This window comes from Echinicola salinicaeni (assembly GCF_014280965.1).
In the GTDB taxonomy this organism is placed as follows: domain Bacteria; phylum Bacteroidota; class Bacteroidia; order Cytophagales; family Cyclobacteriaceae; genus Echinicola; species Echinicola salinicaeni.
Genome location: NZ_JACODZ010000006.1, coordinates 314,156 through 338,751, shown reverse-complemented (window position 1 = coordinate 338,751; position 24,596 = coordinate 314,156). Strand labels below are relative to the sequence as shown.

Genomic DNA, 24,596 nt, shown 5'->3' with positions numbered 1-24,596 from the left:
CAATATTTTAAGCTTCAATTTTTAGAAGCATCAATTGATTTTTTATTTCTCACCAAAAAACTTCATCATGTCAAATTTTAATGGAATCTGTTATCAGCCCTTTCCACCGGGCTATGACCCTTCAACTGCAAACGATACCTATATCTTTTTTGGTAGCGATATCGCGTATGATCCTATGGAACCTATTTGGGGCAGCTCATACACCTCCTGTACTGGAAGCTCCTGCAGCCTTTCAGGCCCTAACAAGGCCAGAAATGATATGGAAACTTTAAAGGAAATGGGGGTACACCTATTGCGTCTTTACGATTGGGAGCCAAGGAACAAACACTTGAAATTTCTGGATTATTGCCAACAGCATGGCATCAAGGTCCTGGCACCTGTCTCCAATTATTTTGTCAAACCGGACCAAGGTTTAAATAATAGGCATGAGCTTATCCCAGCACTAATAAAATCATTTTCAAACAAGGCGGGAACAGACTTTCACCCGGCCATTGCTGGAATAATCATCGGCAATGAACCACGGTTACATGGATTTTCCGCCCAAAACTGCATCGACTTTACCAAAACATGGGTAGAAATAGAGGCAGCCCAGTTTTCTAGTTACAGAGAAGTTCCAATTGGACATCCAGTGGATTTCAACCAGTATGGTGGCGAATATCCTTGCTTTGGCTTTTGGGATATGCTTCTGGGAGGCTTGAATCAGGTAAAAACCAGAAAGCTCAACGAACGCCTAATATTAAATCCACAAAGTTATAATGACGCTTTCTATCTCTTCGAAAATGCTGAGTCGAGCGGAAAGGGTTATGTGGATATTACCTTCGAAAAATATAAAAAACCATTGCTTTTTACTGAGATCGGGATGAACCGAAAAACTGCAAATTTTAAAAACACCGTAGAGGGGCAATTAAAAGGTGCTTTGGAATATCATGAAAAATATCCTGAAAGATTATTGGGCACCTGCTTTTTTCAATTTGCTGATAAGGTTTGGTTGGACAAAGGTTCCACAGAAGCCAATTTCGGGGCCTTTAGTCATGGTGAGGAAATTATGGCAACCATTAACTATGGTCCTGACGATTTTACCCACTGGGATATCAAGGATGCAGGAAACACAATGAATGTGGATAAGTTGGAACCCACTGCCTTATATGATATTGTAAAGAAGGTATATACCTCTAAAGAATTAGTACGTTAACCAAACTACAAATACTTATTCTGTCACCCTGAGCGGAGTCGAAGGGTGACTTCATTTCTACAATTCCTTTTGTTATTGAGCGTATATTTTTAGGGAAAGACGCTTATAAAAACTGCTTAATTGATGTTTTTCCCAAACTTAAAGCCCAAATAGGCTCCACCAATTACCATGATCAGTGTTATCCCTATGAGGAGTAAAAGAACCCCTAAAGGCATTTCCCAATCCTCTGAACCAATTCTGAATTTTATATTCTTTTTGAAATCTATCATCGCCATAAAGAAAAATGACGTCAGGAAAAAGGTATGATCTTTTTCCTGACGTCAAAATATTTTCAATCGTAAAGGAAGAAATTAGTCATCCAAAGTGTCCTTCCATCCCTTAAGTTCCACCTCACGGGCAGTCTCTTCTACCTTTTCTTTCAACTCCTTTTTATAGTTATCCAAGGTTTCAGCAACTTTGGCATCGTAAGCACCTACCATGGAGGCAGCCAAGATCCCTGCATTTTTTGCACCATTCAAGGCTACAGTCGCTACTGGAATTCCTCCTGGCATCTGCAAAATAGACAAGATACTGTCCCAACCATCAATACTATTGGATGATTTGATCGGTACCCCCACCACTGGAAGTGAAGTCAATGAAGCAACCATTCCAGGCAAATGTGCAGCTCCGCCAGCACCTGCAATGATCACCTTGATGCCCCTTTGTCGGGCACTCTCTGCATAGTCGATCATTCTACGTGGAGTCCTGTGGGCTGACACAATGGTGATTTCATATCCTACACCCAACTCTTCCAATGCCTTGGCTGCTTCAGACATGATGGGAAGGTCAGACTTACTTCCCATGATGATTCCTACCTGTTTGCTCATGATTTATGCTTTTATCTTAATGATATCCTTTATTTTCAGGGCTTTGGTCTTCAAAGCTTCTACATTTCCTTCCAAAATAGTCACGTGTCCCATTTTTCGGAAAGGTTTGGTAATTTTCTTTCCATAAAGATGGATATATACACCCTTCTCATTCATGGCTTCATCCATTCCCTCCACTACAGCATCGCCCGTAAAACCATCTTCACCTAAAAGATTTACCATAGCTGCTGGCATCCTCAATTCGGAATTGCCCAATGGCATGCCCATCACCGAGCGTAAATGCTGCTCAAACTGAGAAGTAAAATTGGCTTCTATGGTATGGTGTCCTGAATTATGCGGTCTTGGAGCCACTTCATTGACCAAAATCTCTCCATCATTGGTCACAAACATCTCCACAGCCAAAATTCCAATCATATCCAATTTGGTAATGACATCCTTGGCTACCTCGATGGACGCTTTACTGATCTCCTCTGAAATCTGCGCGGGTGCAAAAAGAAACTCCACCAAGTTGGCAGTAGGATGAAAGGCACATTCCACAGGAGGGAAAGCATCCAGCTCCCCATGTTCGTTTCTGGAAACGATCACCGCAATTTCCTTATCAAAATCTACCAACTTCTCCATAAGACTAGGCGCTTCAAAGGCCTTATCCAAATCAGCTTCAGACTTCAGTACTTGTACTCCACGCCCATCATATCCTTCCTTGCCCAATTTATTCACTGCTGGCAAAAAATCTGCATTGGCCAATACTGCATTCTTGTCATCTGTCAGGATAAAATCAGCTGTTGGGATGTTTTTTTCCTTATAGAATTGCTTTTGCTCCCTTTTGTCTTGGATGAGTTTGATAATATGTGGCTGGGGAAAAACTTTCTTGCCTTCCTTGGCCAGTTGTTCCAATGCTTCCGTATTCACATTTTCTATTTCAATGGTCAGAATATCACATTTCTGTCCAAAGTGGTATACGGTATCATAATCGGTCAACTTTCCCTGTGTAAAGTCATGACAAATATCCTTACAAGGAGCATTGGCATCCGGATCCAAAATATGAATATCTATATTGTAGTTGATGGCTGATTGGATGACCATCCGGCCCAATTGACCTCCACCTAATATTCCCAGTGTTTTCTGCTGATAATTATCTTGCACTTTTTCTTTGGTTTTATACAATGATCGGACAAAATTAAAACAAAAAAACGCTATCCTTAGTGAAGAACAGCGTTTTTTTCATTTATACTTAATGGATTAGACTGCACGCCCACCAATTAACCTAAATAGGACAGCTATAATAGCCAATACCAATAAAATATGAATTAAACCTCCAACACTATAAACAAAGGCGCCAAATACCCACCCTATTACTAATATGATCGCAATTAAATACAATAAAGAACTCATAACTATGGTGTTTAGTGAAACAATTGATTTATAACTATTTACAACCAATCTTAATGCCATAATTATACTTTCCTACATTTTTAATCAAATCTGATCCCCATTAATTCCATTAATTTATGGGCGTTAAAACTTGGACAAGGCCCTTTTTTTATTCTATAATCAAACAGGATTTCATTGTCTTTGATATCACTTTGAAAGCTATAATTGACCAGCCCCCCATAACTTTCCTCCAGTTTACTTAATTCAATATCATGGGTAGATATAATGCCCTTGCTCTTGCTTTCCATCAGTTGTTTGATCAAAGCCTCGCTCCCCATTACACGATCAGTAGTATTGGTACCTTTTAATATTTCATCCAACAAGAAAAATACAGGCGATTGCTTTTCAGCCTGCTCTAACAAACCCTTTATCCTTGCCAATTCTGCGTAAAAAGAGCTCACACTTTCACCTAGGCTGTCTGTATTCCTCATACTTGTAAAAAGCTGAAAAGGACCAGACCGGTAATAATCGGAGAATGGACTCAATCCCAGATTGACCAATACCATATTGATGCCAAGAGTCCTCATAAAAGTAGTCTTTCCCGACATATTTGACCCCGTGAGGAGCACTGTCTTTTCCTGCTCTACCATTGCAAAATCATTGGAAACACAGACATCCTGTCGCAATAGGGGGTGTCCAAGGGATTTGACATCAATTTCCAATTTTTCTGACCAGTCTACCTCACAAGTAATATTTTCTTCATTGGTAAATGCTGCCAGAGAGACCAAAACTTGCCATTCTTCAAAAACTGCCTCCCATTCCTGCATATGGCTTGCATAATCTTTCTTCCAAGTTTCAAGTCTCCAAAGCACCAAAAAATCCGACCAAAAGAATAAATTAAAGATCAAGTACATCAAGTTGGTCCGGTTTTGAACCGTAAAGCTTTGCTGCTCCAATGACTTCAATGCTTCAGAAGCGCGGTACTGCTTATCTAAAATCGGCGCTTGCAACCTTTTCAAATAGGGGTCCTTAAACTCCAAGCGCTCTAATTCTCCCGACCACGAACGTAAGGTCTTTAAGTCGCCTTCATCAGGCATAATTTTGTAAGCCTCCATTAAGGGTTTAAAAATCATAGCTAGAAACCCCAGGCCAATTAATATCCATCCACTGAAGTAGGCAACAGATAAATCCATAAACAACCAGGCCAATAACAAAACCAAGCCTACAAGTGGACCTGCTATTAAAGGAAGCCAGTAGAGCTTTTTCCATGCATTAGGAGTTTTTAACCATTTATAAAATGGTCTCTTGTTTTTCTCTTCCTTTACAAAGGCCTTGCCTATGGCTTCGAAGTTTCGAACAAAATTTTGGTGCGTACTCAGCTCTTTTATGGCAGCAAACCGTTCTTTGGCTCGCTGAGGATCAACCCCTGCCTTCAGCCATTTTGATAATAATAACTTTCCTCCGTCCGCTACGGTGTGATTTAATAGCTGAAATAAAGAATGTTCTCCAAAAAGGTCTAAGTCATTGCAAAAAGCATGGTTTTTATCCTTAAACTCTTCTCCAGCATCAAAAGTGGACAGTTCCCTTTTTTTCCTTAATTCCTGATCAATTTTCATTTTCACGACAGCCTTCAAAAAACTTTGGCGGTCCTTTTGATCATTAAATAGTTTGATCAAATAAATAAACATTGCTGCCAAAGGAAAAAATGCCAACAATAATAGCCTTATTTCACTCAAGCCAATGATCAAAACAGCACCAATACTAAAAAACAATACCAACCTTCCCAAGGCTAAACTTGCTATCGTCTTTTTACAAACGCTAAGCTCAACTTGAGGGTTTTCAGTTTGAAAATTCTTATTCATGTCCAAATATAGGAGAGAAATCTAAACTTATGGAAACAGCCTGAACAAGTTCCTTTTAATTAACTGGTCCTTATCAAGCTAAACCAGTAATTATACGAAACCTTAAAAACGCATTATAAATATATTTTTAATATTTACATATTACTTAAAACGCATTTCATTTAATTTTTATATAATAAAAGGTTATATTTATGCTACACCGACATCAACACACACAAACTAATTTTGGAACGTCTATTTTTACACGAATTTGTGAAGGGAACCCGTGTTCTCATTCTGCTTTTAACCGTTTTGCTCATGTTTTTGGGCATATTCAAATCCCATGCGTATGAAAAACAGCTAGATTCAGAACTCAGCTTGGACAGTAGTCCTGCTTTGATTGTTTCACGAGAGACTGAAAATCTGGACTACCTACCCAATGCCTTCTATCCAAGTTTTGATTTTTCCTATTATTCAAATTCTTCCATTAGCAATTACCAGTTTATTCCAGATCTATCTATAAAACAACCTTTTTTTAAAAACCCTTGGAGCAAAACAGCCTTGATTTTATTTATAACGGGCAGCCTTGTTTGGGGATTGGGAAAAAACCGTCAAAGACATACTGAAATACATCATTTAAATAGCAATAAAAAGGGATCATTATCAAAAATTAAAACAAAGCAGATACTGGTCATTGGAACAAATCAAGGGCAATATTTAGCCTTAATTGATAATGGCTTTCATGCTAAGTTTGCTTCAGATAACGACAATATCCCTACCATTTTACAACAAAATTGGCCCAACTTTATTTTACTAGATCTCAATATGAGTCCAGAAAAAAGCAAGTTGATATTAGGAACCATCCGCTCCATGGATACCCGACACCAAATCAAAATCGTAACTTATGGTGGCGCACCGAATTTTAGTCAAAAATTATGGGCACTTTTTCACGGAGCAGATGAATATATTTATGGCCCAATCAGTCTCGAAATTCTCGAAAACCACTTATTTACCAGTTGGCACCATCTAGGATTTTTGGAAGATTCCTTGCCTCTTCAAAGAACTTCCATCCTTAAAAAAAATAAGGTGCTAGAACAATTGCCTGATTCCATGGATGACTGCTTTATAGAAAAAGTCTTTCATGCTATTCTGGAGCACTATGAAGATGAACACTTTAATATAGATGAATTGGCCGCATTGGTAAACCAAAGCCGTTCCAATCTTTATAGGAAAGTCAAACAACAAACTGGAAGGACCCCAAATAACCTTATCAGACTGGCCCGAATCACCAAGAGCGCACACCTGCTAGCATCCAAAGCAGGAACAGTCAGTGAAATAGCCTATTCTTCGGGATTCAGTAGTCTTTCCTATTTTTCCAAGGTCTTTACCGCTAGTTTTGGAATAAGTCCAAGTAGCTATATGGAAAGTCATTAATGACTGCTTTGGGACTATTTTACAAGCATTTGGGAAAAATTTACAAACACCTCAAAGGACAATTAGTGTAATTTTAAATATACAGCCAACACCCCACAGCTTCAATAATCTTTCCTCATAAACCCAAAATTAAAATGAAGCATTTAAGTAGTTTATTGATCCTGATCATTTTTCTTATTCCTGGCATGCTATCAAATTCTGCGCAAGCAAGGCAGCAAGAAAACATGGAATTTATTCGAGTAATCCTTGAATTTGATATTAAAGAGGGCCATTCCAAAAAGTTTGAGGATCACTTAATGGCTTGGAAGGAGTGTTACCTTTCCAATGGAGGACAAACCGAATGGAGCGTCTTTTACCGCATGAATGGCGAAGGAGATAATTATGTATTTACCTACGTAAAGCCTAACTGGGCAGCATTTGATGTTAAAGATGAAGCCGCTGCTGAATGTTTCAACTTAGCAGAACTGATGGTTTCTCCTGATGTAAAAAGCACTCGCACCCATATGACCAAATTTATGCCTGCGGTAAGTAAAGCAACCCCTGCAGAGGACGTATCCGTAATTTGGGCGACCTTTTTTAGAGTTAAACCCAGTGGTTATGCACATTTCCTGGAAAACATTAATACCATAACGAACCATATCGCAGAGGTTGAAGGGAGTAAAAGAGGCTATTGGTATCAGTATCAAGGTGGCGGAGAAGGTTATCCACATTTTTTCGTAACACAAGCCTTCGGGGATTTTACGAGTTTGGATGAAATAAATGGTGTGTGGAAAAACTTGGAAGAAGGCTTGGGCAAAAAGAAAAAAGACGAGCTCTATCAAGAATTCTTTGAGCCAGTAGCAAGTATTTACAGTCATATTTACCGAAGGTTAGACGAACACAGTCATGAAAATGACTAAAAAAAAATATTTCATACAGTTTATACTCTAAGCAGGTAGGGTTTCCTGAACTCTACCTGCTTTATCAGAAAGTAGATTTATATAAAAGCATCATGTACTACCATCATTCCCTTATTTTGGTTTAACGACGGAATGATTGTTGACAGATTTAAGCCTCAGCACAATGCTGGGGCTTATTTTTTATTTTCCAGAAAGCAAAAATTTAATTTTCATTTGAAGACAATAGACTTAATCTTTCCGTATTTTTAATTGTTAATAGTAAACTGTAACCCAAACCAGCCAAAATCCATGTCGCAATACCAAATCAACCAATCAGAAAAATTCCGCTGTCCGTGGTGCCTAGGCTTTGAGGATTATATCAAATATCATGATGAGGAATGGGGTGTACCAGTCTATAGTGACAAGGTTCATTTTGAGTTCTTGGTACTTGAAAGTGCACAAGCAGGGTTAAGTTGGTCCACCATTCTAAAAAAAAGAGATGGATACCGAAAAGCTTTTGCTGATTTTGATTATAAAAAGGTAGCAGATTTTCCAGAAAGCATGGTACAGGAACTGCTTCAGGATAAGGGCATCATCAGAAACAAAATGAAAATTGAAGCAGCAATCAACAATGCCCGTCAATTCATGGAAATTCAAGCCAACGTGGGCAGTTTCACCAGTTATATTTGGGATTTTGTCAATGGAAAACCCATAGATAATCAACTAAAAAGTGCTCAAGATGCCAAAGCTACTACCGCTGAATCCGATAAACTATCAAAAGATTTGAAAGCAAAGGGCTTCAAATTCCTGGGCAGTACCACCATCTATGCCCATATGCAGGCTACAGGATTGGTAAATGACCATTTATTGCAATGCTTCAGGCATCAAGAAGTAAAAAGAATGATCAGATAGAAATAAATCATTTAAAACAACCATCTGTCCTTATCCTATTCATCTGTGATTAATATTCTTCTAACAAAATATCTCTAACGAGCTCTGCTTATTCTTAGCGGACTTTACGAGAAATAATAATAGTCAACACAAAGCGTCCAATGGTGGTGTGAAGTTCGATGAGTCTTTTAAACCACATTAGAAAATGAGCCTTGGCAAACCCTGTGAGAAAAAAAATCCCAACCGAGATGGTTGGGATATAACTAAATATTGAATTCAATCAATTAAGAAAGTGCCTTCTCGCAAAACGCCAAGCAACGTTGAACCTCTTTCACCGCATCTGAGCCTTCAGGAATCTTATATTCCAGTTCTATTGTTGCTGGAAATTTATATTTGTTTTCCTTCATGGTATTGAGCAATTCAGGAATTGGAGTATCTCCTTGTCCCCAAATAAGGTTATCCTGTCCATTTGCCTTTGTTCGTCTATCCTTGGTATGCATGCTCATGATACGCTTATGATGCTTTTCTATCAGCGGAAATAGATCAGTATGTCCTGCGGCAATATAATGCCCTGCATCTAGGTTCATTCCATTTCTAGGGCTTTGGGCGAGAGCAGTATCCCAAAAATTAAACGTCTCCTGAGTATGACCATGATAACCTACCGTCATCTTATACTTTTCTCCCAATTTACCTAACCTCATGGTATGGGCATCATCAGAAGGGTGTTCCAAAGTTACATGACTTGCTCCCAAGGCTTTGGCAGCTCTCATTCCGTACGCAATATCAGCATCAGTATTTCCTCTTCCAAATGCATTGGGCTTAAAGGCATATATGCTTACTCCAGCAGCCTTATACATCTTACGCAGATCTTCAAATTTCTTCATGTCTACACTGGCCCTCCAATCAGCCACCTCTTTTTTATAGGCATCACTTGCAGCAAGCAGCTCCTCTAATTCAGCCTTTTCAGATGCACTGAGTTCTTTACCATTTCTTTTCTTTCCACCCAATTGATACATCCTTCTTCTATCCAGTTCCAACTGGGGCTTACCTGCAAAATGCTCCGCAGGATCCCCCATTAATTCAATAGCACTAATACCTGCATCGGTAATATATTTAAGGGTAGCTTCTGCACTTTGATCTGGCATGGACCGAAAAGAGTAGGTGATACAGCCAATCTGTACGCCATTGATCAAAGAGTTCGGTTTATTATATGACTTGATGATGGAAGGTGCACCTTGTAACCAGCTAGGTGCCGTTACCAAACCAGCTACGCCTAAAGCCGATTTAACAAGAAATTCTCTTCTGTTTTTCATACTGTTTTGAGCTTATTGAATAGGTTGATAATCTTAAAGGACAACAAATTAATAATTTTTCATTTAAATGGCCTCCAAAATCCGCTGTTCCTGAATAGGAAGGGATAATTGGTAAAAAACTCCAAAATCATTGGCATAACATTTAAAGTTCCTCTCTAAAAAGGCGCATAAATAATTAAGCCATAGCATCCTTTTTCATCACCTTTTTACCTGCTTTAAAAGCTATACCAACAAAAATCAAAATCACCCCGAAGGTGAGATATTCCCAATTTTTAGTTAAAACCATGGAGTGAAAATTTCTATTCCTCCCCATTTGATTAAATATAAACTGAAGGATATTGGCCAAAATAAAACCAAATCCAGATACAAAGAATAGCTTATTTAGTATGGTTACTAATCCCAATATATCTTCATGCTTAGTATGTTCTTCTTTGTGGATAAACTTGTCCCTTAAGAAGTTCAATACCATTATGATTACATATACGATGATTATTGCAAAAACCAACTTGATAAAAATACCAATAAAGCCATCACTCATAAGATCAGTGTTCAGATTAAAAGTTTGATTTTGATTCATTGTTCGAGTTTGAAATAAATTGAAATTGATTAAATAAAAGAAAATGAATTTTGATTTGTAAATAGTACTGTTTGTATTAATAACCGAAGAGTGAACATCCTGAAAATAATTTCCCCGCTTCTCAACAGAGAAACTATTTTTGAAGGCTAAAAAAATAACCTATCGAAATTTGAACTTTAATAATAGTTAAAATTCGAAAATATTTCTACTAACCATCCTAATTTAATTCAACAAACTATTGCATAAAGTTTAACTTCAACAGGCAAAACAACTTCCCATAAATTCAGTAAAAATAATTATTGTTTTATTCATTGATTAATGAGAAATTATAAGCTAATATTTATAGTCCCAAAAGTCTTTTACTATGAACAAATACGTTAAAATTGCCATTTTTTCACTTTTACTTATCCTTGCCGGAACCATTTATTGGAGATATTTCTTTGTATTTGCCGAAGGTGTAAAAGGCGGAACCCTTAATTATTACGAGAAAAAGGGCTTTGTATTTAAGACTTGGGAAGGCAGATTGGTACAGGAAGGCTTCCAAAGTCCTACTGCTGGCGCCCTTCAAAGTAATGAATTTCGATTCAGCGGAATGGGAACCGAAGTCTCTGAAAAATTGGAAAGGGCCAGTGGGAAATTTGTTGAACTTCGCTATAAAGAATACCTAGGCAAGCTACCATGGAGAGGTGCCAGTAGATTTGTGGTGTATGAAGTCCTGGAAGTTGGAGGAGTAAAGGAAGGAGCGAATAGTGATATCCCTGTGAATAAGGAATAAGTTCTTTCAATCCATTCTTATACGGAACAAGCAATATAAAGGGGCAATGAAAAATTGCCCCTTTATATTTTATTTTTTAGTCGCTACAACCAAGCCTGTTGACCAATTCATCTTGCAAATGGAAAAATCCTCTCTTTGCTCCAAATAGGCAAGCAACTTATCCACATTACCTTGGTGTCCCGTCGGCCAATTGGGCTGTGCATTCATATCATCAATTATATAAAAACCTCCAGTTTTCAACAGTGCCAAGGTTTCCTCCAGCTCACTGTACTTGCCCGGCCAAGCATCAGCAAAAATCAGATCAAAGGGAGCTCCTTCATATTCTTTGATCCATTTTGCACCGTCAGCACAAATGATATCCACACGCTTGTCCGCCCCAAAATAGCCTTGGGCAATTTCACTGAAAGAAAAATTATTATCCACAGTAATAAGACTGGAGTCTTCGTCCAATCCATCGACCATCCAAGCAAGAGAAAGACCTATTCCCGTACCCAATTCTAAAAACTTTCCATGTGGTTTGGAGGAAATAAGGGCCTTCAATAAAGTGCCAATATATTTATCTGAAGGCATGGAAAAACCAATTTCCGAACATTTTGCTTCTATTTGTGGATAAATCTCCGGCAAGTCTAGAATATTACTATCATTCATCAATGGAAATATTGAAAGGTTAAAAGAAAAATTTCACTCTGAATATACTTAATTCTTATTTATTTGGGCAATAGCATCTATTTCATAATCTTGACAAAAACTTATCCACATTCCTTAATGCAAAAAGTCCATCTACAATTTTTTCGATCGTACCAAGCCAATCATCAACCCCACAGAAAGCCCATAAGTAGATTTTTTTGTTGAAAGCATACTGTTCATAGCTACCGAGAAACCGACATATCTTGAAAAAGCAAATTCCACTTTTGGAAGTAATACCAAGCCAATACTTGACCCATCCACATTCTCATATATATAATTAGCTCCATTCGTCCCTTCACCGAAAGGTACCGCAGACCAATTTGCTACCTTTCGGTGATCATTATAGCTCAGGCCTGCTGATAAATTTGCCCGAATAGTTTTGGCAGGATTTAGGTTAATAATTTTCCCTATACATGCACGGTAAGTCCTTATTCTATCAGTAGGATTACCTAGGCCAAAGCTAATTATAGCAATAACTGGATGAATCCGGAAATCCTCAGGCTTGTTGCTCGGAAGAAGGTAGGTAGTATATCCCAATTCCAATGTGAGCTTAGATACCCCAACATAGTGAAGACCAACATCCAATCCTAATCCAGAACCGACAAGTATATCCTCCGAAAAATAATAGAACCTTCTTGAAGCCTCTTGAGCTGATGATTTCAAACAAGTCATGGAATAAACAAATAGCAGCAAAAAGAAAAACCGTTTTGTCATAACTAAAAATAGTCCTTTTCACCAAAACGTAGTGAGCATCAATTATGTCTCAACATAAAAAATAAAAACTGTCCCATAAATTGATATTTTGACCGGCTTCCATACCAGCAAACCAGTTGATCAAGATATGAGACAGTTGCGCTAAGTTTTTATGATTTTGCTGTGACCAAGCGCTTTTGTTGAAAGCGAAAGGACACCAGCAAGATAGCTAAAAATACCAATGGCATTACCAATGCAGAAACAGCATCTCCCAAAGCCAAATGTGTGATAAAGGCAGATACAAATACAATCACAAAACCCACATAAGCACTGGTTTTGAACAATTGGGGGATACCAGGAATCAACAATACCAAAGCACCAATGATCTTGGCGGTTCCCAATTCTATCCTAAAGAAATCAGGGAAGCCCATGGCCTCAAAGCCTGCTTTCATATTGGGATCTGCAAAATAATTATACGCGCTGAAAAGCATCATCACAGCCACTATGGCTGTAGTTACCCAATAAATAATATTGTCCTTTTTCATCACTTATACTTCTTCAAGTAAAAACTCTTCCTTCGGAGTTCTGACCTTCTTCAAATTTACATTCCAATCCTCAGCTTCATCTCTGTATCCAAGAGGCAATATAACGGCACTTTTCAAACCATACTCCTCTAAGCCCAATAGCTCGTCCATCGCTGCATTATCAAAGCCCTCCATAGGAGTAGCATCTACTTTTTGCTCAGCAGCTGCAGCTATTGCCAATCCAAAAGCAATATAAGCCTGCTTTGCAGCATGGTTCGCATGCCATTCCTCAGAAAGCTGGCTATATAGACCCCATAATTTCTCTTTATAGTCATCCATTCTATCCAATGGCAACCCTCTTTCCTCTAAAGTTTTGTGGAAAACTTCCTGGATCTTTTCTTCAGTATATTTATCCCAGGAAGCAAAAACCAAAATATGAGAGGCATCGGTGATCTGACTTTGATTCCAAGCAATAGGCTTCATCTTTTCTTTTATCTCTGGATCAGTAATCACCAAAACTCTGTAAGGTTGCAAACCGGAAGATGATGGAGACATTCTGGCAGCTTCAAGGATATACTCTACTTTTTCCTGGGGAACTGTCTTCCCATTCATCTTTTTAGTGGCGTATCTCCACGCTAAATTTTCTAATAAACTCATAATTTCTCTTTTTCTTTTGCCACAAAATTAGCTATATTTACTATACAAAAGTAAGTACTATACTTTAGTATACCGGTATACTAAAGTATAGCAAACTCGTATAGGATAATGGAAACAATCATAGAAAACCAAAAAGTTCACTTATGCTCTAGTGAATTTGTCTTAGCTGTTCGTGAGGCAATGAATGCCATTAGCGGCAAATGGAAATTGCCGATTATCGGATCACTCTGCTATGGCACCAAGCGATTTAAAGAATTGGAAAGAGATATTCCCAAAATAACACCAAGAATGCTTTCCAAGGAATTGAAGGAACTTGAGCTGAATAGCATTGTAAAAAGAACTGTCCATGACACTACTCCCGTGACAGTAGAATATGAGCTCACCCCCTCAGGCAAAAAAATCAAGAATGTATTGGATGCAATGGTCAAATGGGGGCTGGAGCATAGGGAAAGTGTCATGGTATAAATTATTTTCCTTGTTCCTCTGAATAATTATCCACACATAGATAAAAAAAAGACAGCCTATAATAGACTGTCCTTCATTTTAACTTTTAACATCTGATCTCTGCTATCTCAATGTTCCCAGTGCTGCCTTGATCAAATCCCCGCTGATTCGAGTATCATAATTTGGATTGATATATTCAAACTGAATATTTCCTTCGATATCCAAAGCAAAGACAGCAGGTACCGGTATAATTCCAGGGTTTAATTGATCAGAAGCTTTAAAAAGCATTTCCTTATATCTTCCCGGAGCCTGGAATGCCAATCCAAAGGCCTTGGTCACTTTCAAGTCATTATCCGAATAGAGGCTATAGGTCAATTCATTTTTATCCACAGTTGCTTTCAGCTGTTCAGGAGCATCAGGACTGATAGCCACAATCTGATAGCCCATATCCAGAATATCCTGCTCAATGCTCTGCAATTCTGCCAAATGCTTATTGCAGTATGGACACCAACCTCCACGATAGAAAATTAGTAGCGTTGGCTTATTGGCCACAATTTCATTCAGGGACTTTATATTTCCATCTGTGTCCTTAACTTGACTCATAGGAATTTGCTCGCCAATCAAAAGGGGAGAAATATCAGTTGGATCTGCAGGGACATTCAATCCCGCTTGTGCATAAGTTTTATTGAATTGGAAAAGGCAGATAAACATAAATGCCCATAGAAATTTCGAATAGTAGTTTTTCATTGTTTTATTTTGACTAGTGTAGTTAATAAGGTTTAGCAAACGGCATTTGACAATCAATAGTTTTCAAGAATAAGAAAAACCAATATTAAGTTTAAAATTATTGATACACCCTTACCCAATCTACCTCCATTTCCACAGGCAAATCATCGGGGTTAGCAGTGCCAACCCAGCTTCCCTCTAACTGCATATCGATTAACAAATAAAAAGGTTGATCATAGGGCCACTGGGATTTATCCACATCATCCAGTCTAGGATAGGTAAAGGTAGGCTCTCCATTTAGGGTAAATACCAATTTATCTGGATACCATTCCAAACCAAAAGTATTAAAGACATCCTTATCAAAATCAGCCGTTCCTCCATGAGGAGGATTATCGGTTTGTTTTAGATTCAGTGTATAATAGGAGTGGGTCGTTTGGTAAATTCGGTCTTCAAAATTGATATGCTCCATAATATCAATCTCTCCATTTTTGGGATAGTTCCCATATTTATTCTGTTCTGCAAGCATCCAAATTGCCGGCCAAGCCCCCTTTGCAGAACCCAGCTTAGCTCGAATCTCTATTTTCCCAAATTGAAAAGCAAATTTCCCCTTGGTATACACCCCGCCTGTCAAATAAGGACGATCATCTTTTGATTGGTCTTCATTCTTGATGCCTTTAAGTATCAATTTCCCATCTTCAAAAGCATAACATTTTGGATCGGAAGTCATATAATTCCCCCAATCAGCACTATTTGGTGGAATCTTGGTCCATTTCTCTGAATCTATTTTTCCCTCATTAAACTCATCATTCCAAACCAATTTCCATTCTTTGTCATATCGTTTACTTTTTTGAATATAACTGTGACCTTCAGATATCTTATAAGGCTTGGGATTACAAGACTGCACCATTATACCAACACCCAACAAAAAATGGGGCAGCATCTTTGAGATTTTCATATTTATTATGTTTAAGAATTGGAATTGTTAGGATTGAAAGGGCTATCATCTTTAAAGATGTAATAAAATGAAATAAATTACACCAATAAATACATGAAATTCATTCCCAAAAAGGAAATTGAATACAAAAGCTGGAAGCTCAGGAACTGTTGGAGCAAAGCGCATCCATTGAAAGTCAAACTTCAATCTGGTGTTTCAATTATTAAATAAGCCTATTAATTACTCGGGTTTCTCTTTTTTGATATTCACATTAAATGGAGGTGCCTGATAATCCTTAGGCAAATAATCCGATGGAATGGTAGTAGAATTTCCATCTCGCTGAGCCCTGTAATGTGGAGAAAGAATCTCTACGCCCTTCTCATTACATACATCCTGAATATTTTGATGCAGATTGCTATAGATCAAAGCTTGCTTGCTGGCTTCTTTGGTGTAGGCATTCAGCTGATAAGCCACATAAAAATCATCCAAACTGGTTTGCAATACAAATGGCTTGGGGTCCTTCATAATCAAATCCGTTCTTAAGGCTGCCTCTATCAAAATTTCATACATCAGCTGCCAAGGAACATCATAACCAATGGTCACAGAAGTGTGGATAATTAATCCTTCATTTTGGGAATAGGAGGTATAGTTTATGGTATTTCCAGTTAGAATAGCTGAATTAGGAATAGTAATTTCCTCATTTTTGATAGTTTTCAGCCTGGTCACCAAAAGGGTCTTTTCCACTACATCCCCTGAAGTATCTCCTAATCTGATCCTATCTCCGATTTTGAATGGACGCATATAGGTAATTACCAAACCAGCTATCATATTGGAAATAGCAGAAGAAGAACCCAAAGAAAACAGAATACCTATAAACACAGAAACACCTTTGAAAGCAGGAGAATCCGAACCTGGAAGGTGTGGGAAGATCATTACAAAAGTAAAGGCATATAATAAAAACCTGACAATATTATAAGTAGGTTTAGCCCAATCTGTATGAAAACCAGTAATGACTAATTTTTCATTGGCAATTTCATCAAAAATATAACTCACAAATTTGATCACATAACGCATCACCAGATATATAGCCAATATGCTAAATAGATCTGGCAAAAATTCTACTACAGAAACAAATATGGCCTTAAAGGGAGACCATATAAGATCAAATAACTGATATGACCAGCCTCTGGTAAATGGGAACACACTTAATACTAATGGCAATGCGATATACAAAACCAAAGCATAAATAAGCCATTTCAAAAAGCGACTGATAAAAATGATGAATTTGAACTCCTGATAGGCCGATAGGAATGTATAATCCTTATAAGACAAATCTTTCAGCCAATCATCCTTACGGGCCGCTATATACTTTAATAGCCTGCGGTGCCCTTTTCCTACCATCCATATAACTAACCAGGTACTAGAAATCGAAAGGATGACCAATCCAATTCTAATCAATATGGTCACAAAACTATTATCCTTTCTTGCTTGTACTATCGACGCTTTGATCTCTACAGCATAGCTATCTGCTAGGCTTCGAATAGTAGTATCATTCCATAAAGCGTCCATTTCTGAGACACTCATGATGATGGTTTCATTATACACAATATCGGCCAGATTCTCTTCAGCAATTACCCTAATGGAGTCTACTATTAAAAAATCATCATCATATAGCCCACTGATTTTTTGGCTTATATTATCAGCCCTTTCTTTGGGTCTGGAAGCACCAATTTTTGTGTAAATATGAAAAAGAGTATCGCTCATTACTCCCAGTACCGGGTAGCCTTGGGTATTTTTACGGAGTGAATCTATTTGGGCTTTTTTTAGAGAGAGCCTATTTGATTCCCGATTGGCAATCTCATCCAGTTGGGCCTGTAGTTCTTCTTTCTTAAGGTTATCGGTAGTTTTAAGGGAATTAAGCTGCATCTCCAAGGCTGCCCGCATCAAGGAATCCTCTAAGCGTTGCTTTTCTATGGCAGCAATCTTAGATTCATAAGCCTCCAACAATACATTATCCATGGAATCTTGATTTGCCAAGCTATCCGTTTGAGCTTTGGCTGCTATGGATGCTAGCAGAAACCCAATCAAAAATACACCTAAATACTTCTTCATCTACCAAAGGTTATCTAATATTATCAAAACATTGCCCCCAGAATCCGAAGGAGTTAATATTTCTTAATTAAAAATAAAGCTAATATTTGAAAAACCTTTCATCGCTAATCAAATTCAAGCAAAATGAATAATCTAGCAGAGTCATGTACCCATTTACAAAAAAATGATTAGAGACTGCTGCATATTTACGTCTTTCCAATTATCTATATCTTAATCCTATTCATTTAAGAGGATATTCCTTGCCTAATGCTTCATTTTCTATTTTTTAAAAATATAATTCTCCAGTCATTGCAGTTTCTTCACACCCTTTTAAGCGACTTTTATTGATGGAATTCTACCATTTATACGATATATACTCATTTTAGGGTATAGGAGATAATAAATTAAATATTCAAATTAGGTGCTTTTTAAGTATTAATTGAAATTTTAACCTCTCCAGTAAAATGAAAAATGTCTATGCTAAGCTCATTCACATAATTTTGATACTTTCCTTGGTATCCTGTTCCAGCGAAGAAAATCCTTCTTCAGTCCCGAAAAACACATCAATTGCCTTAAGTGCTTCGGATGCCCAAGCCTTACAACTAGTAACGATAACCACAGACATTTCCATATCAGAAACGGCCATTACGGGATTATTGGGGAGCTTACCCATCAATATCCAAAAGACTGGAGAAAAAGAATTGATATTTATGGTACCGGCTGAAGCTTCGACTGGAAAACAAAGTGTCTCTTTCTCCATTGGAGAAAACATTTTCAAAACTAATATCAACATTATAAATGCCTCCGAAATCAATGATCCTGAGGCCTTTGTGGACAACTATCTATCAAGTTATTTTGAGGATAATTCCCATTATGATGGAATGGATAAAAGTGAAATTGAACTAGCCAAAGCCGATTTTGATCAACTAAGTTTAGCTGAAAAACAGCAAGCGGCCTCATTTATCCAGGCAAATTCCAAGCAACTCATTCAGTTGAAAGCGGAGCTGGAAATCTATGACGACCTGATTGGTAACGGAGACCCTAATAATAGAAACATGGGCGACTGTAATGCATCATGCAGGTTTACACAAATGAAAAAAGTAACCCTATATACCATAGGAGCTTTAGCAGTAGTGCAAAGCTCTGCTGCAGCTGCAGTAGGCATAGGTATTGTAGGTGCTCTGGATATTGGTCTTAGCCTTATTACTGGAGAAAAGTCTTTCTTGATGAACAAAGTAAAATCAGCAGTTTCTGAATTACTAAGTATGGCCTATTTCGCACAGAATGATTTGAGTGAAACCACTTTTGAATATACGGATGGGGCTATTTCCAATTTCAGAATTATGGCTGATCCATTTACTTTCAATAACAAAGAAAAAGTAGCTTTCTCCATCAAGATGAATTATAGGACTCTAAATGTGGAAGATAAAAATTTAAGCCTTCCTGTAATTGGAGAGTTTATCGATCTATATAAAAAGCTTATAACGAATTATCCAGAGCTAGGCTTACCTGATTTTAATGAAAAAACAGAAAGTAGGTATGTGGATGATTTTGAAAACCTCTCCATTTCAATTTCCAGAAATAATATGGTACAAGTAAGTGAATTGACAGGAGACACTGAAAAGTTCTATGCCATATTTAGCACAAACGAAAAGAGCAATCAGTCCTTTGGCTTCACTTTGACCTATGAGGATGGATTTGGAAATCAAGTTGCTAATGAATTTGATGCATCAATCATTTACAATAATGCATCAGACATTCTAATTGACCAAAGCCCATGGGAATTGGAATGGGAAGCAGAACCAGGATCAGGAGATACTTACTATGAAAACCTCATCTTTAAGTCTGATTCTACTGCTATTAGGTATACAGAATTCAATGGAAAAGGAAATTCATCTCATTATTACTATTGGAACATCCAAAGACAATGGGAAAACACTACAGCACCAGAAGGTCAATACTATTTAATAATGGGGCAAAACAATAAACTTTTTGTATACAGTAGGGTCACTTTCCTAAGCAAATCGAAAATGATAATAAATAAAGAAGGAAAGGAATATACCTATCTTGGCAAAAACAAATAGTAAACTCTTGGGCTGCATCTTAGGTCAAGATGCAGCCCTTTAATTTTTTCCATGATTAGAGAATTTACTGATCAGAATACCTACAAGTACCACATTATATAGTTGTCCCATTACGCCAAAAAAAGATGTCGCCATCTTGGTCGTATGGGAAAGGGGAGTGATATCTCCAAATCCTATACTCGTCTGAATGATAGAAGCATAATATACCATATCTACAAAAGTATTGGGAACACTGCTCATGTCAATATTGCCAATTGAGGAGGGGTCATTATAAAACAAAAACTGAAGCATAAAGGCGCAAATTTCAATCAGCAGAAAATATCCACAGCCTGCAGCTATCAATAAATCCAAATTGATATACTTGGGCTTTAATAAAAACTTAATAACCTCACCAAATATGATGAGAAAAAAGCCCATATACACCAAGCTGGAAACCTGTAAGTAAACAGCCGCATTGTGCTTTAGCGCCTGAAAAATAGGCAGAAAAATCACCAATAATAGGAGAAAGTTCTTTATCCAAATCAACCATTTTCCCTTGCCCATAAATACCCCAACACTGGCCAGTCCTAAAAATATCATATTGAAAGGCCAAATAGTATGGATATAAAAATCCATATCTTTAAAAAAAACAGAAATATAGAGGTGCTGAACCAAAGCATATAGCAATAGTTCATACTTCCAATTTCCCAAGATGGACAAGAGTTTCTTCATAGATTTATAGAAAAAGCAAAAGCCTTCAATCCATCTACCTAAAATAAAAAATTTCCAGTCCCAATGCTATAACGGGATGGTTTTAAGGATACGTTTCAAAATGAAAATACTACAAAGTTTAGATAATCCCCTCCATCAAACATTTGGTCACCAACTTCCGCATAGATGAATATTTGGTTTTTTTAAGCATGTTTTTTCGATGGGTTCGTACCGTCAGTTCAGAAATATTCAAGCTACAAGCAATCTTATTGACCGAATAGCCCTTGGAAGACAACTGTACGATTTCTACCTCTCTTTTGGTCAACTGCTTGCTCACCCCATCGCTTTTGTCAAAATCCTCCTCGAAAACCAAATTATCCAAATCAAGATTTACATCATAGAAGGACTTTCCACCATTAAGATGAACAAAGGATACCGTCTCTGTCTTCTGAACCCCCATAAAAGAAATATCAGTATGAACACTTAATACATGCTCAATCGTCCCTTTATCCGAAACCGATAGCACATTTACTTGAAGTAACATGGTCCTATATTTCCCACATTTATCCTTGATGCGATACATATAAAGCATTTTATAGGAAGGCAATTCTTCTGGAGGAACCGCATTTTCCATAAACTGCTTAAGTACCAACTCCTTGGCCTTAACAGAAGGCACATCATCAGGGTCAATAGAGCTAAGTAAACTCTCTATGGTCGCCTCTTCTGGGTCTATATCAATAAATTGCTGTACACCTGGATGAACATATTCCAGCTCCAGATTATGCATATTCAATATAAAATAGAAAAACTCCCCCGGACAAAATAAGGCGGCTATATGCTTCAATTGCTCAATAGCCTGATAAGGTTTGTACTTTTCAATATGATTGGAATAACCCTCTTTCCATAAATCGACCAAATGTGTAATCCCAGTACTCATATTCACTTTTAACACTACATGAGTTCAATAAAAACTCGATACTTTTCTTAATAATACGAAAAATATAGCTTAAAAGGGGATTTTCAATACAACCGAAGCGTTTTTCTTTTAATGGTAAAATAAACATTTTCTGTAATTACTTAACCAACACCTACCTTAGGTATAATAGAAAACTCATAGCAAAAATCACAGTTTTATGTCTTTAATCGCCTATTTAATGAATTTAATTCTTGCCTACTTATAAAAAGTTATAGGTTTATCAATGGATTTCTTTTGGAACTTATATGATGAAAATCATCATAATTAAGCGACATATTTAATTAAAATTAACATTCTATATAGTTTAATTTTGATAAGCATCATACTCACAAACTTTCATACTCAACAATAATTACCCTATCAACCCTTTTCTATACTAATTACCAAAAAGTCCATATTCTATCAATCATCGACAATGGTTTGAATAATTTCCTCATCAAAATCCTCCATGGCCATCTTTATGGAAATCTCCTTTGCGCGCTTTTTATAAGAAGGATTTCCCCATAAATCGTTGAGCTTGATTTCTAATTGTTTCAGTTTAAAATCCCCTATATCCATTCCTTTTGGACCTACGCCCAGGTCACTTAAGACACCATTCCACATATATTGATCGATTATATGTGGAATTATCATCGAGGCACAGCCATGCTTGAGTGAGAGATGAGTAGTGCCTGAACCACCATGGTGAACCATTGCATACATTCTTGGTAAGATCCAGTCATAGGGAACATCATTTACAAAATAAACCAAATCGCGATCATATAACTCAGGAATGATCAAACCTCCTGCCGCGATGTTGATAACTGTTGGAATTTTCAATTTGTGGATAACTTCTATTAAAACCCTTGTTTTCTCCTTAGGAGAAGGATTTACCATGCTTCCAAATGTCACAAAAAGGACCTTTTCATGCTTTTCTATAAAGGAATCTAATTGGGTATCTATTTCCCAGCTAGAGCTGCTTTTTCGCTCTTGATAGCCTAGTACCTTTACATTCTCAGGCCAATAATCAGGTCTTTCGAAAATTTGAGGTGAAATGGTATAGATGGTTTTTGCCCCCAAAACTGCCTTCCTAATTTCCCTCGTTGAACATTTCTTATTTAACCAAGCGGCACTTTTTTTAATAGTCTGCGTCAGGCCTCCCATCGCAATCCAGTAGGTAATTCGATTAATGGTTAAACCATAATTACCTGCAAAAGCAATATGGGCCCGGTCTTTTACCAAATGAACTATATAAGGTATCGGACTTAAGAGGATAACTTTACCATGATTGTCCAAAGACCAAAGTACTGGATACACCGCTTTGGCATGCCTGATAATTCTATCTGGCTGTTCTTTCTTCACTATTTCGGCCTGACGGATGATCAGCTGCTTATTGATCCCACCATATTTGAAAGCCAGGTGAATAAAAGCGGGTATTTTCTTCCAAAATGGCCCACCAGTCCCCAATGCCCTCTTTCCAGCATCTGTTTCCAACATATCCAAAAATTCGGAGCCAAGCGAACGAAACTCCAAACCTGCAGCCTTAACCAAGTCCTCAAACTGCGCAGGAAAAACAGCAATGACCTGATGCCCTCTTTTTCTCAGCAATTGGCCAACTGCCAAAAAAGGCTCCATATCCCCACGTGTTCCAATGGAAACAATCAAAATTTTCATGAAAACTTTAGCTAGATCATTAGATATAATAGTTCAATTCATCCAGCTGCTGAAGTAGCTGCATTGGTGGCAACAGTAGATGCAACAATGGTGGTTATAATAGCAGCTTGTACCTGAGAAATGGTTGCATCAACGTTAGCGGAAATAGGGCTTTCCTTAACCAGTTGTTTTAAATCCTTTCTCAGGCTCTTCAATTGTTTTTTTTCCTTACTTAGTACATTATGCAATTTACAGGCCTCCACTAATCCTAGAACCGCCATATTTTCTGGAGCAATATTCTTCTTTCTAAAAATTTCACTTTTCAAGTCCTGAATCAATTTATTTCTAACTTGGCTATTGAGTAAATAAGTTTGAGTATAAGGAATTAAACCCAAAAACTTCTTTTTCTCCACTTTTATCAATCTGCCTTTGGCCATTTGATTATAATAATGGTATCTCCACCTTGAAGCCTTATGACCTATCTTTTGTATCCAATATTTCATCTTCCTTGGCTTTCTTGATGATTGGATCATTTCGGCGATTTCCCTTAAATGGGGATCATTGAACATTGCTCCCTTTTTGATATATACCAGTTCTTCCTTAAGGTTCAGTTTGTCCTCCATGGACATCTGAAGTAATAATGCTCCTGCCAAGCCAAATTGAAGATGTAAACCAGAAATCAGCATTCTTCCTTTTTCTGGATGTTGGGCAAGCAATAAAAATTGTTTTGCAATGCTTATGTCCATAGTATTTATTATTAATCAAAATTTTGGGTAATCACTCAGGTAAGCCAATGCTTTTTGATGCTAAAGTTGGATAGCCATACTAAGAATATAGCCAATACGATAATCATTGTTGGCATAACTGCCGCCCCGGGGCCATATACATCCATTGCTTCGGAAATGGCCAAACTATGAAACACCTGGATGATTATTCCGATCAATGAAATGATCAATACCATTTTCGCCCATTTCTTTTTCAAAAGTAGACCGATACATCCCAAAGCCCCGCCAAAAACTGCAACCGCATATGCAATGGTTGCCCAAATCGGGTAGGAAGCATATAGTTCTCTTTCTGTCTCAGGCAAGGCAGCCATGGCTTCTTCAGACATACCAACCTGCATAAAAAAAGCACTGACGCCCAGTAAATTCCATAAAAGCATAATTATGGCCACTACCCAATACCAAGTCGGAATTTTTATTGTTTGTTCCATAAATATAGTATGTTTAGCTCAGCTAGTTAATTTACTAAATTCCCAGTAAAAATCACCATATAATATACCAATTAGGCTATTATCTATCTGGATGACATACCTTTTCT

At 37.5% G+C, this 24,596-nt stretch carries 26 protein-coding genes; 7 read left to right on the top strand and 19 right to left on the bottom strand.

Annotated features, from left to right (window positions below):
- Positions 1 to 67 precede the first annotated feature (67 nt).
- Positions 68 to 1,192 (top strand): glycoside hydrolase 5 family protein, encoded by a 1,125-nt coding sequence (locus H7U17_RS13625; RefSeq protein WP_186757286.1) that lies wholly within the window; start codon positions 68 to 70, stop codon positions 1,190 to 1,192.
- Between the two features lie 116 nt (positions 1,193 to 1,308).
- Here the strand turns inward: H7U17_RS13625 and H7U17_RS13620 are convergent, their stop codons facing one another.
- The 5 genes from H7U17_RS13620 to H7U17_RS13600 all read right to left on the bottom strand — a co-directional run bounded on the left by H7U17_RS13620 (position 1,309) and on the right by H7U17_RS13600 (position 5,291).
- On the bottom strand, positions 1,309 to 1,461 hold the full coding sequence (locus H7U17_RS13620) for a hypothetical protein (RefSeq protein WP_186757432.1): 153 nt from the start codon (positions 1,459 to 1,461) through the stop codon (positions 1,309 to 1,311).
- Between the two features lie 81 nt (positions 1,462 to 1,542).
- On the bottom strand, positions 1,543 to 2,058 hold the full coding sequence (gene purE / locus H7U17_RS13615) for a 5-(carboxyamino)imidazole ribonucleotide mutase (RefSeq protein ID WP_186757285.1): 516 nt from the start codon (positions 2,056 to 2,058) through the stop codon (positions 1,543 to 1,545).
- A 3-nt stretch (positions 2,059 to 2,061) separates the two neighbouring features.
- Positions 2,062 to 3,201, bottom strand: a complete 1,140-nt coding sequence (locus H7U17_RS13610; RefSeq protein WP_186757284.1) for a 5-(carboxyamino)imidazole ribonucleotide synthase — start codon at positions 3,199 to 3,201, stop codon at positions 2,062 to 2,064.
- 96 nt (positions 3,202 to 3,297) lie between these two features.
- Entirely contained in the window at positions 3,298 to 3,450 is a 153-nt protein-coding gene (locus tag H7U17_RS13605) for a lmo0937 family membrane protein (RefSeq protein WP_186757283.1), read from the bottom strand.
- Positions 3,451 to 3,530: 80 nt separating this feature from the next.
- Entirely contained in the window at positions 3,531 to 5,291 is a 1,761-nt protein-coding gene (locus H7U17_RS13600; RefSeq protein WP_186757282.1) for a MutS-related protein, read from the bottom strand.
- A 297-nt stretch (positions 5,292 to 5,588) separates the two neighbouring features.
- Between H7U17_RS13600 and H7U17_RS13595 the strand changes: the two genes are divergently transcribed.
- The 3 genes from H7U17_RS13595 (at position 5,589) to H7U17_RS13585 (ending at position 8,494) form a co-directional block, all read left to right on the top strand.
- On the top strand, positions 5,589 to 6,704 hold the full coding sequence (locus tag H7U17_RS13595; protein WP_186757281.1) for a helix-turn-helix domain-containing protein: 1,116 nt from the start codon (positions 5,589 to 5,591) through the stop codon (positions 6,702 to 6,704).
- Between the two features lie 134 nt (positions 6,705 to 6,838).
- Entirely contained in the window at positions 6,839 to 7,603 is a 765-nt protein-coding gene (locus H7U17_RS13590; protein WP_186757280.1) for a hypothetical protein, read from the top strand.
- Positions 7,604 to 7,891: 288 nt separating this feature from the next.
- The gene (locus H7U17_RS13585) at positions 7,892 to 8,494 is read left to right on the top strand and encodes a DNA-3-methyladenine glycosylase I (protein WP_186757279.1); all 603 of its coding nucleotides are present in this window, start codon (positions 7,892 to 7,894) and stop codon (positions 8,492 to 8,494) included.
- Positions 8,495 to 8,757: 263 nt separating this feature from the next.
- Here the strand turns inward: H7U17_RS13585 and H7U17_RS13580 are convergent, their stop codons facing one another.
- Positions 8,758 to 9,786 carry a sugar phosphate isomerase/epimerase family protein gene (locus H7U17_RS13580; protein ID WP_186757278.1) on the bottom strand — a complete coding sequence of 343 codons (1,029 nt, stop codon included), beginning with the start codon at positions 9,784 to 9,786 and terminating at the stop codon, positions 8,758 to 8,760.
- 175 nt (positions 9,787 to 9,961) lie between these two features.
- Positions 9,962 to 10,363 carry a hypothetical protein gene (locus tag H7U17_RS13575; RefSeq protein WP_186757277.1) on the bottom strand — a complete coding sequence of 134 codons (402 nt, stop codon included), beginning with the start codon at positions 10,361 to 10,363 and terminating at the stop codon, positions 9,962 to 9,964.
- Between the two features lie 364 nt (positions 10,364 to 10,727).
- Between H7U17_RS13575 and H7U17_RS13570 the strand changes: the two genes are divergently transcribed.
- Positions 10,728 to 11,138 (top strand): hypothetical protein, encoded by a 411-nt coding sequence (locus H7U17_RS13570; RefSeq protein WP_186757276.1) that lies wholly within the window; start codon positions 10,728 to 10,730, stop codon positions 11,136 to 11,138.
- Between the two features lie 69 nt (positions 11,139 to 11,207).
- On the opposite strand, the gene H7U17_RS13565 is transcribed toward H7U17_RS13570, so the two are convergent.
- The 4 genes from H7U17_RS13565 to H7U17_RS13550 form a co-directional block, all read right to left on the bottom strand.
- Complete coding sequence (locus H7U17_RS13565) at positions 11,208 to 11,786, bottom strand: O-methyltransferase (RefSeq protein ID WP_186757275.1); 579 nt, start codon at positions 11,784 to 11,786, stop codon at positions 11,208 to 11,210.
- Between the two features lie 132 nt (positions 11,787 to 11,918).
- On the bottom strand, positions 11,919 to 12,539 hold the full coding sequence (locus H7U17_RS13560) for a hypothetical protein (RefSeq protein WP_186757274.1): 621 nt from the start codon (positions 12,537 to 12,539) through the stop codon (positions 11,919 to 11,921).
- Between the two features lie 149 nt (positions 12,540 to 12,688).
- Positions 12,689 to 13,063: a DoxX family protein gene (locus H7U17_RS13555; protein WP_186757273.1), complete on the bottom strand. Its 375-nt coding sequence runs from the start codon at positions 13,061 to 13,063 to the stop codon at positions 12,689 to 12,691.
- Between the two features lie 3 nt (positions 13,064 to 13,066).
- Complete coding sequence (locus H7U17_RS13550) at positions 13,067 to 13,699, bottom strand: NAD(P)H-dependent oxidoreductase (protein ID WP_186757272.1); 633 nt, start codon at positions 13,697 to 13,699, stop codon at positions 13,067 to 13,069.
- A gap of 108 nt (positions 13,700 to 13,807) precedes the next feature.
- Here H7U17_RS13550 and H7U17_RS13545 point away from each other — a divergent pair, with 108 nt between their 5' ends.
- Entirely contained in the window at positions 13,808 to 14,164 is a 357-nt protein-coding gene (locus H7U17_RS13545; RefSeq protein WP_186757271.1) for a winged helix-turn-helix transcriptional regulator, read from the top strand.
- Between the two features lie 102 nt (positions 14,165 to 14,266).
- Here H7U17_RS13545 and H7U17_RS13540 read toward each other — a convergent pair whose 3' ends face one another.
- The 3 genes from H7U17_RS13540 to H7U17_RS13530 form a co-directional block, all read right to left on the bottom strand.
- Complete coding sequence (locus H7U17_RS13540; RefSeq protein ID WP_230981416.1) at positions 14,267 to 14,890, bottom strand: peroxiredoxin-like family protein; 624 nt, start codon at positions 14,888 to 14,890, stop codon at positions 14,267 to 14,269.
- Between the two features lie 97 nt (positions 14,891 to 14,987).
- A complete protein-coding gene (locus H7U17_RS13535; protein ID WP_222439208.1) occupies positions 14,988 to 15,824 on the bottom strand; it encodes a glycoside hydrolase family 16 protein in 837 nt (278 codons plus the stop codon).
- Between the two features lie 219 nt (positions 15,825 to 16,043).
- Complete coding sequence (locus H7U17_RS13530) at positions 16,044 to 17,915, bottom strand: mechanosensitive ion channel family protein (RefSeq protein ID WP_186757270.1); 1,872 nt, start codon at positions 17,913 to 17,915, stop codon at positions 16,044 to 16,046.
- Between the two features lie 443 nt (positions 17,916 to 18,358).
- On the opposite strand from H7U17_RS13530, the gene H7U17_RS13525 reads away from it, so the two are divergent.
- On the top strand, positions 18,359 to 19,978 hold the full coding sequence (locus tag H7U17_RS13525) for a hypothetical protein (RefSeq protein WP_186757269.1): 1,620 nt from the start codon (positions 18,359 to 18,361) through the stop codon (positions 19,976 to 19,978).
- Positions 19,979 to 20,017: 39 nt separating this feature from the next.
- On the opposite strand, the gene H7U17_RS13520 is transcribed toward H7U17_RS13525, so the two are convergent.
- The 5 genes from H7U17_RS13520 to H7U17_RS13500 form a co-directional block, all read right to left on the bottom strand.
- Complete coding sequence (locus H7U17_RS13520) at positions 20,018 to 20,689, bottom strand: potassium channel family protein (RefSeq protein ID WP_186757268.1); 672 nt, start codon at positions 20,687 to 20,689, stop codon at positions 20,018 to 20,020.
- Between the two features lie 118 nt (positions 20,690 to 20,807).
- On the bottom strand, positions 20,808 to 21,605 hold the full coding sequence (locus tag H7U17_RS13515) for a helix-turn-helix domain-containing protein (RefSeq protein ID WP_186757267.1): 798 nt from the start codon (positions 21,603 to 21,605) through the stop codon (positions 20,808 to 20,810).
- Between the two features lie 441 nt (positions 21,606 to 22,046).
- Entirely contained in the window at positions 22,047 to 23,297 is a 1,251-nt protein-coding gene (locus tag H7U17_RS13510; protein WP_186757266.1) for a glycosyltransferase, read from the bottom strand.
- 38 nt (positions 23,298 to 23,335) lie between these two features.
- Positions 23,336 to 24,022, bottom strand: coding sequence for a GOLPH3/VPS74 family protein (locus H7U17_RS13505; protein ID WP_186757265.1), 687 nt, complete (start codon positions 24,020 to 24,022; stop codon positions 23,336 to 23,338).
- Between the two features lie 35 nt (positions 24,023 to 24,057).
- Positions 24,058 to 24,489 (bottom strand): hypothetical protein, encoded by a 432-nt coding sequence (locus H7U17_RS13500; RefSeq protein WP_186757264.1) that lies wholly within the window; start codon positions 24,487 to 24,489, stop codon positions 24,058 to 24,060.
- Positions 24,490 to 24,596 lie beyond the last annotated feature (107 nt).

What these genes read in the sequence shown, in the direction of transcription:
- H7U17_RS13625 (WP_186757286.1), top strand. Translation starts at nt 68, where the DNA reads ATGTCAAATTTTAATGGAATCTGTTATCAGCCCTTTCCACCGGGCTAT.
- H7U17_RS13620 (WP_186757432.1), bottom strand. Translation starts at nt 1,461, where the DNA reads ATGATAGATTTCAAAAAGAATATAAAATTCAGAATTGGTTCAGAGGAT.
- purE (WP_186757285.1), bottom strand. Translation starts at nt 2,058, where the DNA reads ATGAGCAAACAGGTAGGAATCATCATGGGAAGTAAGTCTGACCTTCCC.
- H7U17_RS13605 (WP_186757283.1), bottom strand. Translation starts at nt 3,450, where the DNA reads ATGAGTTCTTTATTGTATTTAATTGCGATCATATTAGTAATAGGGTGG.
- H7U17_RS13600 (WP_186757282.1), bottom strand. Translation starts at nt 5,291, where the DNA reads ATGAATAAGAATTTTCAAACTGAAAACCCTCAAGTTGAGCTTAGCGTT.
- H7U17_RS13595 (WP_186757281.1), top strand. Translation starts at nt 5,589, where the DNA reads ATGTTTTTGGGCATATTCAAATCCCATGCGTATGAAAAACAGCTAGAT.
- H7U17_RS13590 (WP_186757280.1), top strand. Translation starts at nt 6,839, where the DNA reads ATGAAGCATTTAAGTAGTTTATTGATCCTGATCATTTTTCTTATTCCT.
- H7U17_RS13585 (WP_186757279.1), top strand. Translation starts at nt 7,892, where the DNA reads ATGTCGCAATACCAAATCAACCAATCAGAAAAATTCCGCTGTCCGTGG.
- H7U17_RS13580 (WP_186757278.1), bottom strand. Translation starts at nt 9,786, where the DNA reads ATGAAAAACAGAAGAGAATTTCTTGTTAAATCGGCTTTAGGCGTAGCT.
- H7U17_RS13575 (WP_186757277.1), bottom strand. Translation starts at nt 10,363, where the DNA reads ATGAATCAAAATCAAACTTTTAATCTGAACACTGATCTTATGAGTGAT.
- H7U17_RS13570 (WP_186757276.1), top strand. Translation starts at nt 10,728, where the DNA reads ATGAACAAATACGTTAAAATTGCCATTTTTTCACTTTTACTTATCCTT.
- H7U17_RS13565 (WP_186757275.1), bottom strand. Translation starts at nt 11,786, where the DNA reads ATGAATGATAGTAATATTCTAGACTTGCCGGAGATTTATCCACAAATA.
- H7U17_RS13560 (WP_186757274.1), bottom strand. Translation starts at nt 12,539, where the DNA reads ATGACAAAACGGTTTTTCTTTTTGCTGCTATTTGTTTATTCCATGACT.
- H7U17_RS13555 (WP_186757273.1), bottom strand. Translation starts at nt 13,063, where the DNA reads ATGAAAAAGGACAATATTATTTATTGGGTAACTACAGCCATAGTGGCT.
- H7U17_RS13550 (WP_186757272.1), bottom strand. Translation starts at nt 13,699, where the DNA reads ATGAGTTTATTAGAAAATTTAGCGTGGAGATACGCCACTAAAAAGATG.
- H7U17_RS13545 (WP_186757271.1), top strand. Translation starts at nt 13,808, where the DNA reads ATGGAAACAATCATAGAAAACCAAAAAGTTCACTTATGCTCTAGTGAA.
- H7U17_RS13540 (WP_230981416.1), bottom strand. Translation starts at nt 14,890, where the DNA reads ATGAAAAACTACTATTCGAAATTTCTATGGGCATTTATGTTTATCTGC.
- H7U17_RS13535 (WP_222439208.1), bottom strand. Translation starts at nt 15,824, where the DNA reads ATGAAAATCTCAAAGATGCTGCCCCATTTTTTGTTGGGTGTTGGTATA.
- H7U17_RS13530 (WP_186757270.1), bottom strand. Translation starts at nt 17,915, where the DNA reads ATGAAGAAGTATTTAGGTGTATTTTTGATTGGGTTTCTGCTAGCATCC.
- H7U17_RS13525 (WP_186757269.1), top strand. Translation starts at nt 18,359, where the DNA reads ATGAAAAATGTCTATGCTAAGCTCATTCACATAATTTTGATACTTTCC.
- H7U17_RS13520 (WP_186757268.1), bottom strand. Translation starts at nt 20,689, where the DNA reads ATGAAGAAACTCTTGTCCATCTTGGGAAATTGGAAGTATGAACTATTG.
- H7U17_RS13515 (WP_186757267.1), bottom strand. Translation starts at nt 21,605, where the DNA reads ATGAGTACTGGGATTACACATTTGGTCGATTTATGGAAAGAGGGTTAT.
- H7U17_RS13510 (WP_186757266.1), bottom strand. Translation starts at nt 23,297, where the DNA reads ATGAAAATTTTGATTGTTTCCATTGGAACACGTGGGGATATGGAGCCT.
- H7U17_RS13505 (WP_186757265.1), bottom strand. Translation starts at nt 24,022, where the DNA reads ATGGACATAAGCATTGCAAAACAATTTTTATTGCTTGCCCAACATCCA.
- H7U17_RS13500 (WP_186757264.1), bottom strand. Translation starts at nt 24,489, where the DNA reads ATGGAACAAACAATAAAAATTCCGACTTGGTATTGGGTAGTGGCCATA.